Source organism: Achromobacter sp. MFA1 R4 (assembly GCF_900156745.1).
Lineage (GTDB): Bacteria > Pseudomonadota > Gammaproteobacteria > Burkholderiales > Burkholderiaceae_B > Achromobacter.
Genome location: NZ_LT707065.1, coordinates 2,919,379 through 2,940,622, shown reverse-complemented (window position 1 = coordinate 2,940,622; position 21,244 = coordinate 2,919,379). Strand labels below are relative to the sequence as shown.

Genomic DNA, 21,244 nt, shown 5'->3' with positions numbered 1-21,244 from the left:
CATGACCGCTGACGCCCCTTCCCTGATGCCTGGCGCAACGCTGCCGCCGCGCGCGGCAGAATTTCACGCAAGCCGCCCCGCCAGGTCATTGCTGGACCTGATGTACGACGGCTTCCTGATGCTGTTCCTGCTCAAGCGCGGCCAGGAGCCCGCCGACGCGGCCGCCTTCTCGGCGCGCGTGCAGCAGTTCCTGGCGGACTACGAACGCGCCGCCAAGAAAATGGACATCGCCGCCGAGGACGTCTACGCCACCAAGTACGCGTTCTGCGCGGCCGTGGACGAGACCGTCCTGAACTCCCGCTTCGCGATCCGCGACGCCTGGATGCTTCAGCCGTTGCAGCTCACGCTGTTCGGCGAACAGCTGGCGGGCGAGAACTTCTTCGCCCGGCTGGAGGACCTGCGCGCGCAGGGCGCGCCGCGCCTGCAGTCGCTGGAAATCTATTACATGTGCCTGCTGCTGGGCTTCCAGGGCAAGTACCTGATCGAAGGCCAGGAAAAGCTGGGATACCTGACGGCCCGGCTGGGAGACGAGATCGCGCTGCTGCGCGGCAAGCGCACCGGCTTTGCGCCGCACTGGCCGCTGCCCGACAAGGTGGCGCACACGCTCAAGCGCGATGTGCCGCTGTGGTCGATCATGGCGCTCTTCGCATTGCTGGGCCTGCTTGCGTTCCTGGGCATGGGCCACTTCCTGAACACCGAAATGCAGACCGCGATGGCGCCCTATCACGACATCGTCAAGCTGGGCCCGCGCGCGGCGCATTTGACGATTTCGCTGCCCTAGCGGCGGCAAGCGGGCCCGAGCGGTCCGCGCGGATCGCGCCATACCCGCGATCCGCGCAAAGACCACATCGCGCGCGGCCATGTTTGCCAGCCCTTTCGTCCCTTCCGGCGCGTCCCGCGCGCCGTCGGCGCCGCCGACCGAATACCGCCTAGCCCTATGAACGCCTTGCCTTCTAACGCCCCGGCCTACTCTTCGCTGAACATCGCCACCCTGTCGCAACACGCGCGGCTGCTGCGCCTGACCACCGCGCTGGACACCGAGCTGCTCGTCGAGCACATGCGCCTGCGTGAAGGCATCTCGCGCCTGTTCTCGTTGACGCTGGATTGCCTGGCCGCCAGCGCCGAGCTGGACGTGGCGGCCTTGCTGGGCAAGGAGATCACCGTCAGCCTGCTGCAGGCCGACGGCTCGATGCGGCGCTGGCATGCGGTGGTGGAAGGCGTGGACGCGCTGGGCGCCGACGGCGGCCTGGCCCGATACCGCCTGCACGCCGCGCCGTGGATGGCGGCGCTGGCCTTGCGCCGCGACAGCTTCGTGTATCAGGACCTGTCGGTGCAGGACATCGTCAGCGAAGTGTTTTCGGATTATCCCCAGGCGGCGTTCGCCTTTGAACTGACAGACGCGCCACCGCCTCGTCCCATCTGCACGCAGTACCGCGAATCGGACCTGGAGTTCGTGCAGCGCATCCTGGCCGAGGCCGGCCTGTGCTACCGCTTCGAGCATCAGCAGGACGAGGGCCAGGCCGCCGGCGGCGGCGCGCGCCATCGCGTGGTGATTTTCGATGCGGACGCGGCGCGCCCGGAAGACCCGTCATCGCCGCTGCGCTTTCATCGCAGCGATGCCACGGAAGCCAGCGACAGCATCACGCGCTTTGCCGCCGTGCAGTCGGTGCGTCCGAACAGCGTGACGCGCGCGGCCTGGAACGAACGGTCGTTGACCGCGCACGCCGCCCAATCCCAATCGCAGGTCCGCGTGGAAGCGCTGCCCACGCTGGAGGACTACGACTACGCGGGCCACGGCCGCTACGCCGACGATGACGCCGCCGAACAGGGCGCGGCGCGTTCGCTGCGCGCGCACGAATCGCGGCTGGTGCGCTTCGAGGGCGCCGGCACGGCGCGTTCTCTCGCCCCGGGCCGGGTCTTCGCATTGAGCCAGCACGACCGTTACGCGCAAGGCGGCGGCGGGCAGGCCATCGACGAACTTGCCGGCAACCGCTATGTGCTGATCGACGTCACGCACGAGGCCACCAACAACCTGGGCAGCCAGGCCGCGCAGGTCCTGGACGCGCCCGACATGGAGCGCGGCACCTACCGCAACCGCTTCCGCGCGCAGCCCGAGGCGGCGGCGCTGGTTCCCGCCTGGCGGGCCCGTCCCACCGCGCCCGAAGGCCTGGCCGCCGTGGTGGTCAGCGCGCAGGACGCGCCCATCACGTCGGACCGCGACCTGCGCGTGAAGGTCCAGTTTCCCTGGCAACGTGGCGAAAAGCCGCTGCCGGGCGGCCTGCCGCATCGCACCCATGGCGATGCCAGCGGCAACGCGCCCGGCGACGACCGGTCCGGCACGTGGCTGCGCGTGGCCGGCGCCCAGGCGGGGCCCAACTGGGGCGCCCACCATCTGCCGCGCGGCGGCACCGAAGTGATCGTCGAATTCCTCGACGGCGATATCGACCAGCCTGTCATCGCGGGCCAGCTCTACAACGACGCCGACCTGCCGCCCTGGTCGGCCGGCGAGAACAGCGACGCCAACCACGCCGGCGTGCTGAGCGGCTGGCATAGCCAGGGGCTGGATGGCGCCGGGCGCAACCAGTGGATCTTCGACGACACCAAGGGCAAGCTGCGCACGCGCCTGGCCAGCTCCACGGCGGCCACGCAACTGGGGCTGGGCCATCTGGTGGAACAGGGCCTGGACGAGGCCAGCCGGGGCCAATGGCGTGGCACGGGCTTCGAGCTGCGCACGGATGCCTGGGCCGTGGTGCGTTCGGGCCAGGGCATGCTGATATCGGCCACGGCGCGCGAACAGGGCAAGTCGACGCAGGCCGACGCGCAGGAAGCGCTGCTGCTGCTGCGCGGTGCACAGGACGCCTCGCGCCGGCTCAACGACAGCGCGCGCCAGCATCAGGCGCGGCCCCTGGCCGCCGCCGACGGCTACGATGACCTGCTCAAGGCGCTGGACCCCGAGCAGGACGGCCGCTACCCGCGCCAGGTCAACGGCCAGGCCGCGGGCAAGGCCGCCAATGGCCAACGCACGGCCGAGGCCAATATCGAACGCATCAATGGCCCGCACCTGCTGGTCGATGCGCCGAACTCGCTGAATCTCGCCACACCGGCCAGCGCCGTGCTGCACGCGGGCGAACATCTGCATGCCACCGCGCAATCCGACGCCCATGTGGCGGCCACGCAGACCTACGCCGCCGTTTCGGCCAAGTCGGCAAGCGTCTTCGCGCAGCAAGGTCCGCTGCGCGCGATCTCGGCGCAGGCGCCCGTGTCCCTGCATGCGCACACCGATATCCTGGAGGCGCTGGCGGGCCAGGACATCACCGTGACCTCGTCGGCCGAGGGCATCGAAATCCTCGGCAACCAACGTGTCACCCTGCAGGCGGCGGGCGGCAGCGTCACGCTCGATGGCGCGGACATCGTGTTCAAGGGTCCTGGCCTGTTTTCGGTCAAGGGCGCCACGCACAATTTCGTGGGACCGGGCAGCGATGCCGCCAGCCTGCCTGCCCTGCCCAGCACGACCGTCGATGATCCGCTCATCGTGAGCGCCGAGCTGGTGCACAAGGACGGCGTCGTCGCCGCGGCAGCCAAGAAGGCCGGAGCCAGCCTGATGGCGGGCTTTGGCGGCGCAGCGGGTGCGGGGGCTGGTGAGGCTGCGGCCGCGGGCACGGGCATGGGCGCATTGGGCGATGCCGTGCCTGGCGGCTTGAGCGCGCTGGGCAAGACCGCCGCCGGCGCCGCAGGCAAGCTTTCCCAGTTGGCCGGACAGGCAAGTTCGCTGGCCGGTCAGGCCAATGCGCTGGCCGGCAAGGCAAGCGCGCTGGCCAGCCTGGCCAAGAATCCGATGGGCGCGCTGTCGGCCGCCCCCGGCCTGCTGGGCTCGGTCGCGCCGGGCGCAAGCGGCATGCTGAACAGCGCCGCGTCCGCCGTGGGCACCGTCTCCAAGGCGGCTGACCTCATCAAGAACCCGATGTCCGCCCTGCCCGCCGCCACCGACATGCGGGCGGCCGTCGCGCCGGAGGGCGCGTCCAACATGATCCGCGGCGCGGCGGGACTGGCGGGCGTGGGATCCGGTGCGGCGGGTGTCGGTGCGGGGGTGGGTGCGGGTGCGGGAGCAGAGGCAAGCGCGGCGCCGGCCTCGGCCGCTGGTGACGTTGCGGGCGAGATGGCCGCAGCCAGTACTGCCGAAAGTGCGGGCGCCAACACGGGCGCAACCGCCGCTGGCACTGTTGCCGGAGGCGCAGGCTCCACCGCAGGCGCAACCGCTGCTGGCGCTGTTGCCGGCGGCGCGGGCTCCACCACAGGCGCAACTGCTGCTGGCGGTGTTGCCGGAAGCGCAGGCGCCACCACGGGCGCAACCGCTGCTGGCGCTGTTGCCGGAAGCACAGGCGCCACCACGGGCGCAACCGCCGCTGGCACTGTTGCCGGAGGCGCCGGCGCCACCACAGGCGCAACCGCCGCTGGCGCTGTTGCCGGAAGCGCAGGCGCCACCACAAGCGCAACCGCCGCTGGCGCTGTTGCCGCAGGCGCGGGCGCCGCCACGGGCGCAACCGCTGCCGGCGCTGTTGCCGGAAGCGCAGGCGCAGCGGCCTTTGCCGGTGCGACCTCGTCCGCCCCGGGAAGTCCCGCGGCCGGAACTGGAATGGACATCGCCCAAGACAACGTGGCGACCCAATATGCAACGCAGCCTGCTCCCCCTTCGTCAACGGCCCCGACCATGACCGCGACGGCGGACGCTGCCGCGACGCCGGCATTGGCATCGGCATCGACGGCGGGCGCGGCGGCGCCAAATGCAGAGGCCGTGCCATTGGCCACTGCCGCGACGGCCGCAACGCCCGACGCATCCTCCGGCACGACGCCGATGCACGCCAGCGCGGCAACAGGCGTCGCCTCCACGGATTCCGGGTCGGGCTTGGGTTCAGGCTTGAATTCGGGCTCCGGCTCGGGTTCAGGTTCGGGTTCGGGTTCGGATTTGGATGCTGGCTCGGGCGCGGGCTCAGCCGCAGGCGACGCCTTCAGCCGCGCCGCCGCGACCGCCGACGTCTCGCAACCCTCCTCCACGGGGGTCGCATCGGGTGTCGCCCCCAACGCCATGCCAGCAGGCGCGGGCGGAGCCTTGGCTGCCAGCGCCGCCGATGCAAGCACGCCGGCAGCGTTGAACGCTGGGGCAGACGGCGCGCGTACCGCCACCGCCTTCACCGCAGGAACGGCAGGCGCGGCTGCGGGCGGGGGGCTCGCGGCTGGCGTATTCGCCGCCAGCCCAGCCGCAGGCGCGCTCGCTGGCGCAGCCGCCGCAAGCAACGGCTCGAACCTTGCCGCCGGAACCGGGGCGAACGCAACGCCAGCAGCGGCAGCAACAACGGCAGGAGCAAACGCAGCAACCACGGCAGCGACAACGCCAGCCGCAACGGCAGCAGCAACGGCAGGACCAGGAGCAGGCGCCGGCAATACGACGAACCTCGCTGGCGGAGCAACGAGCACCACCAACGCGCAAGCGACAAGCGCAAACAGCGGCGTGACGAACACGACCGACACGACCGACACGACCAACACGAACGCCCACCTGGCTGCCCGAATCGCCGAGGGCGGCATCGCCACAACGGGAGTGTCGGCGCAACACGGCGCCGGTGCCTCGCCGTCCGACTCCGCCCTGAATGCCGCGCGGCCCTGGACCGCCCCCGATTCCGCCATCACGACACAGCAGGCGGCGATGGCGCTGTTCGCGGGCAGCGCGGCGCATTCCTCCGCGGCCTCGTCCCCGTCCGCCGACAAACCGGCCTCCTATGGCGCCATCAAGCCGGCCACCCCGCCGACCGACCCGCAAGGCGGCACCGCGCAGCACGGCACGGCCCGCGACGGCACCACGGCGCGCCCGGCCAAGCGGCCTGACGCGGCATTGCTCGCCTCGCTGGCTGCGGGCGCGGGCAGCTTGCTCAGCGCCACGGCGTCGGCGGCCAGCGATGCCCGACACCTGGCGTCCGCCGCAACTACCGGCAAGGGCGCCACGCCTTTCGCGGCGGATACGCCCTCTCCCGCCTCTCCGTCCGGCGTGGCCACGTCCGGGATGCCCGGGCGCGACGCGATGCATGCCGATCTTTCCACCGCCGCCACGGCCACGACCGCCCCGATGCAGGACGGGTCCGCCGCCGCCATGTCTGCTTCCGGCACGGTGCAACAAGGTGCGCCATCGCTTGCCGGGTCCGATTCCGTCCTGATCGAAGCGCCGTCGCTTGCCGGGTCCGATTCCGCTCTGAACGAAGCCCCAACGCTCGCCGGGTCCGATCCCGTCCTGAGCGAAGCCCCAACGCTCGCCGGGTCTGACGCCGTCTTGACCCCAACGCAGACGCTGCCGACCTCCGATACCGGCTTGAACACGGCGCCCATCTTGGCAGACGCCTCCGCGCAAACGCCGGGCTTCGTGCCGGGCTCCGGCATGGCAGGCCTGCCGCAAGACGCCGGCATGCCGCCCGGAACGGGCGCAGGCATCGCAGAAACCGGCGTCGCCGCCGGCACCGCGACGTCCGGCAGCGCCGCGGCGGCAGATGCTGCGCCCGCGGTAGCCACCGGGGCCAGCGCCGCTGGCGTGGGCGCAGAAGCAGGTCCGGGCGCAGCGGCGGCGACGGGCGCGAGCGCCAGTGCGTCTGCATCCGCCCGTACAAACATGGATGCCGGAGCAAGCGCAAGTACCGGAGCCGGAGCTGCTGCGGATGCGGGTGCCAATGCTGGAGCCGCTGCCGGTACGGATGCCGGCGCTGGTGCTGGTGCCACTGCTGGTGCCGGTGCCACTTCCGGTGCGGGTGCCACTGCTGGTCCCGGTGTCACTGCCGATGCCGGTGCCACTGCCGGTCCCGGTGCTACTGCCGATGCCGGGGCAACTGCCGCTCCCGGAGCCACTGCCGCTCCCGGTGCCACTGCCGCTCCCGGTGCCGATGCTGCCCCTGGCCCAAGTGCTGGCGCTGTTGGACAAGCCCGTCCGGCCACTGGCACAGGCTCAGCCACTGGCGCAGGTTCACCCCCCATCGCCAGCCCTGGCGCGGCTTCCGCCCCCACCGTCGCTTCCCCGATGAGCGGCCCTGCGGCGACGCCAGGCGTTTCCCCCCCCAACACCGGCCCCGCCACGACGGCCCCGCCCACTGCGGTCTCCCCGGCCGCCAGCCCTGACACCGTGCTCGGCAGCACGACGGCGCGCGCGGCCGGCATGTCCGACAGCGCGCCGGCCACCCGCGCCACCGACCTGTCCGCCGCAGGCGGCGCAGGCGCGGCGGCGGGCGCAGCCACCACCGCAAGCGCCGGCGCAGCGGGCGCGTCGGCCGGCAGCTCCGGCGCCGCGGGCATCGCCGCCGTGGGCGCTGGCGGCGGGCTCGCCGCCTTTGCGCAGCAGGCCAGCGCCGCATCCACGGCCATGAACAGCGCGTCCACGTTCATGTCCGGCGGGGTCAGCGCCAACGTCAGCGCCGCCATCGTGCCCGTCATGACCCAGGCGCTCAATGCGGCGGGCGACCGCGCCGCCGCGCTGGGGTCGGCCGTCGACACCCTCTTCAACCTGCCCGACGTCAAGCAGGCCAACATCCCCGCTGTCGCCGGCGCCATCCTCAGCATGCCGGGGCTGTCGTCCTCGTCCGTGCCCGGCGTGATCGGCGCCATCCTGCAGTCCCCCACGCTGGCCACCGAGACGCTGCCCAAGGTCGCCGAGGTGCTGATGAAGATCCCCGGCGTGGCGGATTCGCCGCTGCCGCAGATCGCCCGCGATGTGCTGGACACGATCGGCCTGGGCCCCGTGGCGCGCACGCAGGGCACCAACCTGCCCGGCGGCATGCCCTCGGCGGGCGGCGCCGGCCACGGGGTGCCGGGCATATCGACGTATCGCGGCCGCCAGGACGGCGCCCGGCTGCAATACGTGAACCTCGAAACCGCGGACGAACGCTGGAACGATGGCAATGCGCTGACCACCACAGAACGGCAAACCCGCCGCCCGCGCATCCACGTGGAGTTCAACCGCCCCGGCGCGCACCGGTTCACCATCACCGTCAAGGCCGACCCCGGCAACATCGCCTACTCCACCCGCGAACGCGGCCGCCGCGCCAGCTATCAGGAACCGCACGCCAACCCGCGCAGCTACGTCACGAACGCCGACGGCACCCGCATCGTCGATGACATCGACCTGCCCGCCGCCGGCCGCAACGTCTACCTGTTCGAAGTGCGCGACGAACGCGGCCAACTGATCAAGACAGAACGCGTCGAGACCGCGCGCCGCCTGTACATCCAGGAAGTCATGTGCATGAGCGCGCGCCCGGCGGCCCACCTGGCCGACGTGACCCCGGTCACGGCGGAGTTCGCGCTGCACGGCATCGACATGATCCAGTTGCCGCGGCTGCAATTCCGGGGCCGCTCGGCAGTGGACGCCGCCGACAACGTCGACGCCCAGCAGGCCATCATGGACGCCGTGCGCCGCGTCTACGCCAACTCCCCCGGCAAACAGCGCGAGCCCTACACCCTGGTGGTGTGCCACGTCGACCGCCTGGCCGCGCCCGGCACCAGCGGCGACATGCGCATGCCGGTGCCCGCCGGCCCCGGCGGGCGCGTCATGACCGTCCCCATCGTCAACGACGACCGCACGCTTGCCAGCCTCTGGTACGAGTTCGACGACAGCGACGACTGGCTGGTCCACGCCCGTTATATCTACACGGACGCCTCGGGCGCGGAACGGTCGATTCCCATCCCGCGCCACCTGATGACGCCGATCCGCGAAAGCTCCGGCGCCGTCTTCTCCGTGAAAGTCGACCTGACCCAGATTTCGTCCACGCCCTTGCGCGGCGTGCTGAACATCCAGTTCAACACGGTGGCCGCCAGCTACGCGGGCCTGGCCATCACGGGCACCAACCTGCTGTTCGTGTCCACGCTGGACCCGTACGCGCCCAACTCGCAGGCGTATCTGACGGAAACGCTGGCGCACGAAATGGGTCACTTGCTCGGCATGGTGCCCAGCGGCCCCGACTGGCCCGGCCTGCGCAACGAAGACCCCTCGGCCGACGACTCCAAGCTGGATCCGCCGCCGCACTTCTACTACAACATGGGGGGGCACTGCTACTTTGGCCTGCCCAACCGGAATGGACAGTACAGCGATGAGATCGGGCAATGCGTGATGTACGGCATCACCTGCGCCAACATCCACTTCTGCCCCAGTTGCAGCAAGGCCGTGCGCAAGGTGGATTGCTCCGAAGGCTGGACCTCATTCTGACGAAGCCACCCGCCACCGAACACCATTGCAGCCCAATACGATTTCGACATGCCCATCATGACTACCGACTGGATCGAGCCCGCCACCTTCGCCTCGGTGCCCTCGCACTCGCAGAAAGAGCACGCCTGCATGCCGCCGCTGCAAGGCTATGACGCGCAGATGCGCATCGCCGCGCCCTCGCGCGTGAAGATCCGCGACGGCAACACGCTCACCATTCCCATCTGCGCGCGCGGCATCCTGCCCGTGGTCGACAACCCGCAACTGCCGCGCTTCGTGGCGGTGGATACGCGCACCGGCAAGGTGTATCGCGGCATCGCGTTCAACTACGTGCGTCCCAAGCTGCCCAATGTGTCGGTCGATCCCAGGGAGGGCGGCCCGACGCCCCCGAAGATCCCCCTGCCGCCCGGCATGACGGTCGAAACGCGCTTCACCACGGACATGGCCGGCGTGCTGCACCTGCCCGCCACGCCGGCGACGTATGAAGTCTATATCGAGGCCGAGGACGTGAAATCGAACACCGTGACCATCGAGGTCGAAGACGGTCAGAAGTAAAAGACGTTCAAACAAAAAAAGACGGCCCTGCTTTGCAGGGCCGTCATGCCATCACCGCCACGCCGCCGCTCAGGGCCGCACGGGCGTCATCTGCCGGATGTTCTGCTCGTTGCGCGCGGCCATCGCGTCCACCCGCTCGGCATTACGCATGTCCTTGGCGCGCTGTTCCATCTCCGCCTTCGTGTCGGTCTTGGCGAACACATCCTTGTCGCGCACGCGGAAATACATCGAGGTGCTGGCCAGCAGATGGTCAGGCCAGCTGCTCAGCATGGCGTCATGCACCAGCCAGTCGAACAGCGTCATGACCTTGGGCGGCAATTGCGTCTTGCCATCGCGCGCATCGCGCCAGGCATTCAGCAGGCGCTTCTGCACGGCGCGTTCAGCCTTCATGTCGGCAAGCGGATCGGGGAGCTTATCCACATAGTCCGGATCGCCCGGCTTTCTCCCGTAGCGCATGTTTTCCATGACGACCGCATCCGGCCCCCAGCTTTCAATCGTGCGAAGCTGCTCCGGGTTGTTGCGCTCCATATCCTGACGCCGCCGTTCGGTGTCGGCGTCTCGCTGCTCAGCCTCTTCAAGGCTCTTGTACTCCGCTTCCAGACGCTCCCACAACGGCTTGAAGCGCTGCGGCGGTGCTTCGCCCCGGCTGGCATTGGCCCGTTCGCGGCGCTCGTTGGCCAAGGCTTCCAGTTCCCGCGCGCGCGCCGTCGTCTCGGGCTTGGCACGCTGCTCTGGCGACAGCATGGACAGGCGGCGCCGCTCTTCCGCGAGTTCCTGTTCGGGGGTGAAGAAATCCCGATCTTTGATCCATTGCTCAGCAGGGTCCGATATCCCCGCGCGAAACACGGGGTCCTGATATCGCACCGCCAGCCAGCGAAGGAAGACTTCCATGTGCGGCACAAAATCGCAGCCTGGTTCATACTTGACGAGTTCGCGATAGGCGGTGACCAGCTGCTGCACGTGGTAGGTCTGGCCTTCGTCCTGCACGGGATTGGCGAGTGTCATCATCCGGTGCGCAATGGGATATGTCTCGTAGAGATATTCCATACTATGAATCGCAGCGCCGTGCGAAATAGCAAGATTCATCATCTCGCGCAACGGGAGCCGCGAGAGTTCGGTTCGAGACCCCAGAGACCCGGGCGGAGAGACACCGGTGACGTCGCCACTAGAACCCGGGTAGAGATACTGCAACCCGCGCGTCTTTTCCAGTGAGTCCAAGCGCTGATTGCGGCGTAGCTCGTGCGCAGCGGCAAAGTGCACCGCCTTCTCCACCGCAGCGGGAACCGTCAACGTCCTGTCTTTGTAGTTTTGCTTGATGATGTCCGCGACAGGGAGAAAACTCAGGAATGCGTTCTCATCCATGATGGACGCCACAGAGTCGAAAAGCCCGAGAAAGCGGATACGTATCTGCGCATCGGGCGCACCGTCTTTACCAATAATGGCCAAGTCCAGATCGTGACGCCGTCGGTATTTCTTAACTATGTCGTTGACGAACTGCTTCGCCAGCACCCCGCCTCTATCTCCACCGAATACCGAGATTTCAATGCGAACGACTTTTTCGGTCCCCGCGTTCGCTGCTTTATAGGCAACTTCGAACTGACGCTTGGCGGCTTCCAGCCTTTTGTCTACCCCTGTTCCCAGGAGGTATGCCACCGTCGCATTGTCACTCACGACCGGAACGCTTTCCAGGACAGTAGCCTTAGCGGCCTCTTTCGTGGCGGTCCATGCAGCTTTCAGCGGGTTCTTCTTGAACCCCGCCCATGCGCCACGCACTGTGGCATGAGCACGATCCTTGAATCTCTCAACATCCAGCGCATTCCAGATCCGTATCGTTTTTTCCGGGAGCGTCTGTACGTCCTTCACAACATCCTTGTAAGCCTTCACCAGCGGTTGATAAGAGCCGTCTTTGATTGAGCCCTTCACCGCCTTGCGTAGGCGTCCTGTGACATCTACGTCCGGAACTTCATCCAGACGCGTGATGTCTTTTGCTGCCCCCGTTACACTGGAGACCGTCTTATCAACCATTTTTCCCCCTGCGGTAGACAGGGCCGCCACGAAAGCGTCGGTCTTCGCCTCTTCGTTGAGTTCGACGCCCAGGCCGGAGTAGTACAACCGCAGCCAGACCTGTTTAACCGGCCGGTCGGCGTCAAATTCGGAGTAGTGAGCCATCCATAGACGGCTAACATTCGAAAGGAAGGTCGGATTGGCCTGATCCAGGTTCTTGTTTCGCCCAAACCCATCAAAGAAAAATCCTATCCGCAGCGTAATTCCGCACTCGGTGCAAGAATCCTTCGGATATGCCGCCTCGTTCTCGGCCATCGCCTTTAGCACCGAGGCCGGGGTGCGATCTTGTTCGGGCAGTTCTACGTTAGACATCCTTGTCTCCCGGCGGCGTGCCTTTCGATTTCAATTGCTCGATTTTTTCCTTGGACAACGCCGCGACAAAGCGGCCAAAGTCACCCGGCTTTCGATTTAAATTCTGCAAAACGGACGCGACATCAGGGTCGTTTTCGAAATTCGAGGCGACGACGAAATAGAGATACATATAGCCTTGCATGTCTCCTTCGTTCTCGATCCGATAACGTGTCCAAGCCCGTTTCGTCACCTTCGCAAGCACGTATCTAAGTTCGTGAATACTTCTGTAATTCACCAGATCTTCTTTGTGATTCTTGTATAGCCAGCGTGTCGTTTCAACGATTGGAATTCTGACCTGCCCTAACAACTGGCGGCTGATGGCCATCTCCATATGCTCGTCTGGGTAGATATGCAACTCCAGAATGGCCGGCCCGTCTCCCGGCGGTATCTTCGCAGGTGGGAAAGCTACCTTCGTTTCTTTGCTGAACAGCACCTCGTCAAACTTTCCGTCGTACATATGTTTGCGCATGAGGTCGGCGTCTCCGCCTTTCCACTTTACGACGAACTCCGTGCCCTTCAAGGTGTAGCAGCAGGAAACACTTCCCTCTCCACCGCCTGATGGGACCATACCCGTTGCCGCCACCCCGCCCGAAGCGTCGACAATCTGCACCAGCTCAAGATCCCAAGGCGTGTAGTTGTAGGTAACTACGCTGACCCCTTGATAAGTGGGCTCGGCGTGGCAGCCCGTTAACAGGCCAAGCCACATCAGAATTCCGATAAGTCCTTTACGCATCGATCACTCCAGATTATCAAAGGGCGCCCAATGGCTGCCGTAACATCTACGACCAGCTCTTTACGCATCCCAGCCATTTCGCCCCTCCCGACGCAGCGCCCGCGCGTCATGTCACACCACATCCGGCGCACCTTCGAGCGCTGGCGCCGTCCCGCGCCCGCCAACGCTATCAGCGCTTCTTCTCACAACGCATCGCGCAGCGTGATGATCGGTATGGCTGTCACAAATCTTTATCTCCAGGAGGCGTGCCAGACGCTTTCAACTGCGCCAGTTTCTCTTCCGGCAGCGCACCGACAGCCTTACCAAAGTCACCCGGATTTCGATTCGGATCTTTCAAAATCCCGGCGATCTCCGCGTCTTTGTAGAAATCCGAAGCCACGGTGAAGTAGAGATACATATACGCCCGCATATCGCCGGATTCTTCGATCCTGTAATTCGTCCATGCCTGCTTAACGACTTTGGGAAGCACGTCCGCCAACTCATGGATACTCTTGTACCCGACCAGTTCGTCCCGGTGGTTTCCATACAACCACCTCACGGTATCGACGATTGGGATTCTGACCTGGCCTAGTAGTTTGCGGCTCAGAGCAAGCTCCATGTGATCGTCGGGGTAGATGTGCAATTCCAAAATGACGGGTCCGTCGCCAGGAGGGGCATCCTGAGATGGCAGATGCACCGTCGTCTCTTTGGCAAAGATCACCTCGTCGAACTTTCCATCGAACATGTGTTTACGCATCAAGTCGGCATCACCACCTTTCCACTTGACCGTGAAGTCAGTGCCTTTTAGCGTGTAGCAACACGAGACACTTCCCTCACCTCCTCCCGATCGAATCATGCCGCTTCCGGCAACGCCGCCGAACGCATCTGCTATTCGAACGGATGTCAGATCCCAAGGCGTGTAGTTGTAGGTAACTACACTGACCCCTTGATAAGTGGGCTCGGCTTTGCAGCCCGCCACCAGGCCCAGGCAAAGCAATACGCCGACCAATGCCTTACGCATCTCGGCCATCCCGTCCAGCCCGATGCAGCGACTGAACCTCATCCCACACCGCATCCGGCACGGCTTCCAACGCCCGCGCCAGCCCGCCCTCGGCACCCGGCCGATACGCGCGCAGTCCCTCGCGGATCAAGGCGTGTTCATCAAAGCGCGGCGAGATCGACACGCCCCAGGCCACGTAGTCGAACGTGTCCTTGTCGCCCGCCACACCGTGCGCACGCGCACGTTCCAGCTGCGCTTCGACGCGCGGCACCAGCGCATCCTGATCGGGATTGCCAGGCAACAGGCCTGCATAAAGGCGGCGCAGCTGCACCGCCAGCTTGTCGGGGTAGTCCAGATCGAACAGCATCTGATGCTGTTCGGGCGTGAAGCGTTCGATCCCGGCCGCGCGCGCGGCCGGGAGCCGGCCCTCGCCGGCCAGCGCGGCCAGCGCGCCATCGCGCTGCGCATAGCGCAACGTGATGACGGGCGCCGCGAAGCGCGCACGCTGCTCGGGCGTCCACACCTGCAAGGCCCGCGCCAGGATGCGGCTGTCGTACCAATGCAGGAAGAACTCGCTTGCGTCCGGCAAGGCGTAGTCGCAGAAGGGGCCGAAGTGCGCAATCAGCTTTTCCAACGGCACGGCCGACGCGAAACTCATCATCGCGTAGCGGCCGCCCGGGCGTTCGTGCAGCGCCTCCAGCACGCGCACCAGCACGGTGTTGAAGTCTTCGTAGCGCGGCCCGCGCAACACGCCCTGCGAGGCGCCGTCGATCTCGATCAGCAAGGGCGCCACATCGCCATAGATGTCCAGGCCCGTCTGCGCCCAGATCGATCCAAAGCTCAGGTCTTGCGTGGTGCGCAGCCGCGCCAGCAGATCGGGATGCCCGCGGAAATCGACGATCGCATAGGCGCGCGCAGCCTCGCCGTAAGGGCCGCGGTGATGGGGCAGTTCATCGAAGGTGGAGCGCAGCGCGTCCTGCCAGGAATATTCCATCGCCGTCATGCCTTGTCGGTGATGGACTGCACGCTCTCCTGGGCATCCAGGATGCAGGTCTTGCAGACAGTGAATTGCGGGAACGGATACGGCATCTGCGTCGGCCCGGCAAATTGCTTGTTGCCGGTCTTGACGTCGATGCGGCCCGGCGCCGTCACGGTGATGTTGCCGCCTTCGATCACGATGCTGGCGCCCGCCGCGTTGGCGATGCGGATGCGCTGGGGCGAGGCGTATTCGATGCCGGCGTTGGCGCTGACCATGCGCAGGTCCTGCTGCGCCTGCACCGTCAGCGTGTCGTGTTGCGAGATGACGTCGACCTCGCCAGTGCCCGCGATGAGATCCAGCCCGGATTCCGCGCCACCCTTCTGCACGCCGGCCACGATGCCCAGCGCCTGCCCGGTATGCACGCGCAGCGAGCCGATGACGGCCAGGTTGTGGTCCTGGCCCGATGACCAATGCACCAGTTCGCCGGCCGCGACCTGGACGTTGCGCCCCGCCGCCTGCGTCAGCCCCGCGCGGCCCGCCATCAACACCAGCGGATCGGTCAGGTGCGGCACCTTGCCGTCGACCACTTCGGTGTGCTTGGCCGACGCGTCGCCCGCGGCGCCGCCCACTGCCTCACCCGCCACGGTGCCCGACACCGCGTGCGCCATGGCGGCCAGCGGCGCGCGTTCGCCATCCAGCCGGCTCGCGCCCGCCGAAGCCGTGCCGCGCGCCGAGGCCAGCCGCACGCCCTGATGCGCGCCGATCACGCCATCGAACGACTGCGCCATGATGTCGGCCTGCCCGGCCAGCGCCAGCGGCGCCGCGGCGTCGCCCGCCGGCTCGCTGCCGCCGGCGGAATACGTGGTGAGCAGCACGCCGCTTCCGCCACGCACCGCGCCGAACGCGTCGGTGCGCAGTTCCGCGCCCACCCCGCGCACGTTGCCGCGATAGTTGCCGCTCTGGTGGATCAGGTGGCCCAGGTTCAATTCGCTGGCCGCCTGCGAGGACTTGATCTGCATGCGCAACTGGCCGTCGCTGTCGTCGAACACGATCTGGTTGTAGCCGTCGCCGCCGAATTCCTTGCTCTTGAAGCCGCTCAAGGCGGCCGCGTTGCGATGCTGATCGTCGCCGCTTGCCGCGCCATGCCATGCGGGCGCGTTGCCGCTGGCCAGGTTGGCCTGCGCGCTGGGCTTGCCATCGGCCGCCGCTGCGTAGACCTCGGTGTTCATCGGCTCGCCCGCCTTGCCGCCGGGCGTGGACGGAATGCCGCCTTCGCCGCGCCCGTTGTAGAGCGCGCCCACGACCAGGGGTTGGTCGATGTCTTCATCCAGGAATCGCACCAGCACTTCCTGGCCGATGCGCGGCACGAAGCTCATCCCCATGCCCGCGCCCGCCTGGCGCTGCGCCACGCGCGCCCAGCGGCTTTTCGCCAGGCCCTCGCCATCGGATTGCCAATGGAAGCGCACGCGCACGTCGCCGCGCGCGTTGCGGTGGATCTCGTCTTCCCCGCTGGCCTCGGTGGCGCCTTCGGCGTTGGTGACGATGGCCGTGTGGACACCGACGGCGGAAGGCGCGCCCGCCAGCCTGGCGCCGCGCGCTGCCCGGGGCAAGGGGCGCCACGGCCGGTCGCAGCGCACCGCGCGGAACCGGTTGGCGTAGCCGACGTCGTGCGCGCGCGCCATCACCGCCGCCTCGGGGCGTCGCACCCCGATCGCGGCGTCGTCCTGGTCCTGGCTTATGTCCTGGCTTCTGTCCTGGCTTCTGTCCTGGCTTCTGTCCTGACTTCCGTCGTGGTCGTAGTCCGGGTCATCGTCCGACGGTTGCCCCTGGCCCGCATCGTCCTCCTCTTCAAAGCAAAGAAAGTCGTCCAACGCGCCCAGCCTGTCCGCCAGGCTGGCGTCGTTCTGTCCGGGCAGGTTGTTGACGCCCACATGTTCCACGCGGTCGAGCGCGAAGACGGGCTCAAAGCCGGATTCCCCCGCGGGCCCCAGCGGCGACATGTCTTGCAGCGTGAAGCGCGTGCCCGACCGGAAGGTGCACACATTGCCGCGGCCGACGAAGGTCTCGGCGCTGGCCTGCACCGCCTCCATCAGCAAGGTCGCCTGAAACTGGGCATGCGTCTGGTTCAGCAGTCCGCCGTGCCCCAGCGGCTCAAACCATTCCAGCCCGGCGCTCTCGTCGTCGGCGCCGCTGGCGGCGCCGGCCAACGCCTGGCCGGCAATGGCGTGCTTGCCGCTGTCATGCCAGGCCAGCACCGTCACGCTTTCCACGCTCCGGCGCATCCGGCGCGCGATGGCCTGCACGCCATCGCGCGATTCGGTGGCATGGGCGCGCTGGAAGCGCACGCCCGCGCCCGCGGACTCGGCGTCTTCGGCCAGGCCGCGGCTATCGGCAAAGATCAGCACGGCGTGGCGCGCGGGCGCGCTGTCGTCTTCGACGGTGGTCCAACCCAATCCGGCTTCCGCCAGAAGACGCGAAAGAAAGGCGTAATCGGTTTCGCGATACTGCGTGGTGTAAGGGCGCGCCGGCAGGTCGGCCAGGTGATTCTCGACGTCGGCGGACAGCTTGTAGGTGTAGCCTTCGTAGCCGTCCAGCACGTGGCGCACGATGTCCAGGACGGACTGGTTCTCATAGATACGGCTGTCGCGCCGCTGCGTGGCCAGCCACAGCCAGGGCGCCACGGTCAGGCGATAGCGCGCCATGCCCGCATTGCTGCCCAGCAATTCGGCCGCACGCACCACGCCGCTGCGGCCGGCCTCGGTGCCATCCGCGCGCGTGGTCCACAGGGTGGCGGGCCGCGTCACCATGTCGTCCAGGTCCAGCGCGGCGTCTTCGGCCAGCGCGACCACGCGCATCTCGCCCAGCATGGACAGGCCTTCGCGCGCGACCCAGCCTTCGACCTGCAGGGACGACAGCGCGCCCTCGCCATCGAGCCGGTAAAGACGGGACTGGGCGCTGAAACCGCCGCTGCTTGCGTTGACAGCCATGGAACAAAAACCTCGTGGGGACGTGGGCAATACCAGCCGATTCCGGCCGGAAGAAATTCAGGGTTCGATCGTGGCCTGCGGCGTGGGGCATTCCACTGCCGTGCCCCATTGGCCTGCGCACACGCGCAGGCGGCACTGCTCGCTCTCGATGAAGCTCAGCCTGCGGCATTCCTTCAGCCGCTCGGACAACGGCGAGCCTGGCATTTCGCGCATGAAGACGCCCTCCGTCTTATAGACGCGCGTGCCCGGCGGCGATGCCGGCGGCAGGCCGTAGCTCATGAGCGCCGACAAGAGCGCGGCATCCTTATCGGCGGGCCGGGTGTTCTTGCCCGGCACCGGCGCGGCGGGCTTGGCCGCGCGCGGCGCATTGGCCTGCTGCGCGAGTTGCGCCGCGGCCTGGCGTGTGGGACCGGGCGCGGGCGCTGCGGCGGCCGGTGACGGCGTCATCGCCAGCACGGACAGGGGGTTGGTGGGCTCGCCTTGCGGGTCGGGTTCGCCGCGTCCCAGGTTCGCATCGCGCGCGGGCGGCGCTTCATCGATGATGGAGGCCACTTCGGGCGGGCTTTCCAAGGCGGCGAGCGGATTGTTGGCGGTGGCCGCGGACGACGGGGAATTCGATGCCTGCTGCGTGGAAGGCGCGGGAGTGGAAGTGGACACGGACCCAGGCACGGACCCAGGCGCGGCGGCAGGGGCCTGCGCCACCATCGGCGCGGCGCCTTCCTCGTGAATCGTCCAGACGATGCCGCCCGCCAGCAGCGCCAGCACCACCGCCAGCGCCATCCAGCGGCGGGCGCGCGAGCCGCGCGTTGTCGTCAGGGGGTTGGCCTCGATTTGCGGCGCACGTCCTTCCAGTGCGGCCAGGATTCGCGTCGAGTCGGCATCGCCACGCGCGGCGCGTGATGCGCCGAGCAGACTCGGCGCGGTCATCGTGGGGCGAGCGTCTTTTTTCTCTTCTGCCATGCGGATTCCCGTGTCAGCAGGAGGCGTGTGCAGCCCCCCTGTAACCAAGCCCGCCGAGAATACCCGATAGGGGTCTTTCAATCATCGATTCTTGTTACGATTTCTAAGGCTCCGACGCTGTTTGCAACGCCCGAGCACTTGCCTCATGGGCGAATAGAACAAAAGATTACGCCTTCACATGAGGGACACATCTTGCTGTTGCTACTGCCCCTGTATTTTTTACTGGCGGTGGGCGTCTCCGCGCTCCTGTTTTTCCCGGCTCTGCGACAAGGCGCGGTGCGGGGATTGCGCGCGTGCGTAACGGGCGTGGCGCGGGGCGCAACGCGTGGCGCGACCCATGCGGGAGGCGCCGTGGGCGGCACCGCGGGCGCCATCGGCAAAGGGGTCGGCGCGTGGATGGACTGGGTTTCAAGGTACCGGTGGCAGGTGGCGATCGGGCTGACAGTTGTGTCCGTTCCGTCACTTTTCGCTTTCGTCATGCGACACAATCACACATTCGTTTACAGCACCTCGATGACCGGTCCGGACCCCCGGATCCAGGCCTTGCTGGAAGGCGAAAGACTGGCTCCGCCCCCCGCCCTGCCCCCCGAAGCGTTCACCACGCGCGAAGTGGAACTGGTGCGTCCGAAGCTGGGCGGCGCGAGCCGGAACTGGGATCTGCTGGATGCCGACTTCCGTCAGCGGCTGCTGCTGGCCTATCGCATCATGCGCGAGCAGCATGGCTATGAAATGGCGCTGATCGAGGGCTATCGCAGTCCCGAGCGGCAGCAAGAGCTGGCCGGCATGGGCTCGCACGTGACCAACGCCGGCGCGTTCCAGAGCTATCACCAGTTTGGCCTGGCCGCGGACAGCGCGTTCTATCGCGACGGCAAGATCGTGATTTCGGAGAAAGACCCCTGGGCGATGCGCGGCTATGAGCTGTTCGGCGAGACGGCGGAGCTTGTCGGCCTGACCTGGGGCGGCCGCTGGAAGATGATGGACTTCGGCCACGTGGAGTTGCGCCGGCCTGGCGTCATGCAACGGGCGCGGGAGGCCGCGAAATAATGGCTCGCGTGTTGAAAAAGGGGCTGCTCGTCCTGGCCCTGTTCGCCGTCGCATGGCTGGCCGTCATCATCTGGTGGCAGGAGTCGCGCACCCTGCCCACCGCCGTGGACATCGGCCTGTATCTGTTTGCGTTGCCGCTGGCGATCCTGATTGCCTTCCTGGTGGGCGCGCGTCTCGTGCGAGCCGCCCGCGCCCCCAAGGCTGCGCCCGTCCAGGCCGGAACAGATGTGCCGGCCGACGTGCCGGCCCGCCCGGCCGAACTGCGGCTCGCGGCGGTCGCCGCGCGCGCCGCCGCGGGCGCCGACGCTCCGGCCATCGTCGAGGCGCTGGCCGAACACAAGCGTCCCGAGCTGGACCCCGAACTCAAGACGCCGCAGGGCTTTCCGATCTTCGCCGCGCGCGTACCCGGCATGGACGACATGGAGCTGTACGCGGCCGCGCGCGATCTGGGCGCGCCGCCGGAAGCCTTGGCCACGGCCCCCTTGCGCGTCACCGCCTTGCTGACCGAAATCGCAAGCGCCCTGACCCGCGATGCGCATGCGCGCGTGACCGAGCTGGACGTGCCCGCGCGCGAAGAAGACTGGCCGCTGTTGCGCCTGGACGTGCTGATGCCGGCCCACTGGCCCGAAGCCGCGCGCCTGCGCGCGCTCGCGGCCGTGCGCGCGGCCGCCGGCGCCTGGCCCGATGCCCGCATCAGCACCGCCGAACATCCGGCCCAAGACGCCATGGCGGCCGACCATCTGCTGCGTCAGCTCGCCAGCGAGCCGCGCGACGCCAAAGCCCAACCGCAATGGCGCATCGTGCTGGCTGGCGACGGCTATATCGACGCGGCACAGGTCGTCCAGTGGGATGGCTTGTCCATGCTGTTGACGCACGCCAATCCGCAGGGCCGCGTTCCGGGCGAAGCGGCCGCCGGCCTGCTGCTGGCGCCGCCCGATGCCGACGCGGACCTGCGGGTCACGCTGTCGCCCGTGCTGCAGCGGCAGAAGTCGGCCGACGCGCGCGGCGCCCAGGCCGAAGCGCCGCTGGCGGACCTGGCGCGCGATCTGCTCAACGCCGCCGACGTCTCGCCCGACAGCGTCGTGCACCTCGTCAGCGACGCCGATCACCGCGGCAGCCGCCCGCTGGAACCGCTGGGCGTGGCCGCGCAATTGTTTCCCCACCTGGATGCCGGCAAAGACTGCCAGGCCGTCGGCGTGGCCTGTGGCCACACCGGCGTGGCGGCGTCGCTGCTGACGTTGGCCGTGGCCGGCGAAACCTGCCTGCGCTTCGACCAGCCGGTGCTGGCCCTTACCCTGCAAGACCCCGCATTGCGCGCTGCCGCGCTGGTCTCCCGGCCAGCAGCCAGCGCCACCGCCTGACCCCT

The 21,244-nt window shown here is 67.7% G+C and carries 11 protein-coding genes; 5 read left to right on the top strand and 6 right to left on the bottom strand.

Annotated elements, in window-relative coordinates:
- Position 1: 1 nt before the first annotated feature.
- The 3 genes from BXA00_RS13320 to BXA00_RS13310 all read left to right on the top strand — a co-directional run bounded on the left by BXA00_RS13320 (position 2) and on the right by BXA00_RS13310 (position 9,781).
- Positions 2-781, top strand: coding sequence for a DotU family type IV/VI secretion system protein (locus tag BXA00_RS13320; protein WP_076518915.1), 780 nt, complete (start codon positions 2-4; stop codon positions 779-781).
- Between the two features lie 156 nt (positions 782-937).
- Positions 938-9,229 carry a type VI secretion system Vgr family protein gene (tssI, locus tag BXA00_RS13315; protein WP_076518914.1) on the top strand — a complete coding sequence of 2,764 codons (8,292 nt, stop codon included), beginning with the start codon at positions 938-940 and terminating at the stop codon, positions 9,227-9,229.
- A gap of 48 nt (positions 9,230-9,277) precedes the next feature.
- A complete protein-coding gene (locus BXA00_RS13310) occupies positions 9,278-9,781 on the top strand; it encodes a hypothetical protein (protein ID WP_076518913.1) in 504 nt (167 codons plus the stop codon).
- A 69-nt stretch (positions 9,782-9,850) separates the two neighbouring features.
- Here BXA00_RS13310 and BXA00_RS13305 read toward each other — a convergent pair whose 3' ends face one another.
- The 6 genes from BXA00_RS13305 to BXA00_RS13280 all read right to left on the bottom strand — a co-directional run bounded on the left by BXA00_RS13305 (position 9,851) and on the right by BXA00_RS13280 (position 18,834).
- A complete protein-coding gene (locus BXA00_RS13305; RefSeq protein WP_076518912.1) occupies positions 9,851-12,157 on the bottom strand; it encodes a phospholipase effector Tle1 domain-containing protein in 2,307 nt (768 codons plus the stop codon).
- On the bottom strand, positions 12,150-12,929 hold the full coding sequence (locus BXA00_RS13300; protein WP_076518911.1) for a DUF3304 domain-containing protein: 780 nt from the start codon (positions 12,927-12,929) through the stop codon (positions 12,150-12,152). The genes BXA00_RS13305 and BXA00_RS13300 overlap by 8 nt, the downstream gene beginning before the upstream one ends.
- A 220-nt stretch (positions 12,930-13,149) precedes the next feature.
- Complete coding sequence (locus tag BXA00_RS13295; RefSeq protein ID WP_076521938.1) at positions 13,150-13,929, bottom strand: DUF3304 domain-containing protein; 780 nt, start codon at positions 13,927-13,929, stop codon at positions 13,150-13,152.
- Complete coding sequence (locus BXA00_RS13290; protein ID WP_231952252.1) at positions 13,922-14,911, bottom strand: DUF4123 domain-containing protein; 990 nt, start codon at positions 14,909-14,911, stop codon at positions 13,922-13,924. The genes BXA00_RS13295 and BXA00_RS13290 overlap by 8 nt, the downstream gene beginning before the upstream one ends.
- Positions 14,908-17,874, bottom strand: a complete 2,967-nt coding sequence (locus BXA00_RS13285) for a type VI secretion system Vgr family protein (protein WP_076518910.1) — start codon at positions 17,872-17,874, stop codon at positions 14,908-14,910. The genes BXA00_RS13290 and BXA00_RS13285 overlap by 4 nt, the downstream gene beginning before the upstream one ends.
- Before the next feature lie 57 nt (positions 17,875-17,931).
- Positions 17,932-18,834: a hypothetical protein gene (locus tag BXA00_RS13280; protein WP_156902793.1), complete on the bottom strand. Its 903-nt coding sequence runs from the start codon at positions 18,832-18,834 to the stop codon at positions 17,932-17,934.
- A gap of 192 nt (positions 18,835-19,026) precedes the next feature.
- Between BXA00_RS13280 and BXA00_RS13275 the strand changes: the two genes are divergently transcribed.
- Both BXA00_RS13275 and BXA00_RS13270 read left to right on the top strand, forming a co-directional pair.
- The gene (locus BXA00_RS13275; protein WP_369825607.1) at positions 19,027-19,878 is read left to right on the top strand and encodes a M15 family metallopeptidase; all 852 of its coding nucleotides are present in this window, start codon (positions 19,027-19,029) and stop codon (positions 19,876-19,878) included.
- On the top strand, positions 19,878-21,239 hold the full coding sequence (locus BXA00_RS13270; RefSeq protein WP_076518908.1) for a hypothetical protein: 1,362 nt from the start codon (positions 19,878-19,880) through the stop codon (positions 21,237-21,239). Before BXA00_RS13275 ends, BXA00_RS13270 begins: the two co-directional genes overlap by 1 nt.
- The last annotated feature ends 5 nt before the right edge of the window (positions 21,240-21,244 follow it).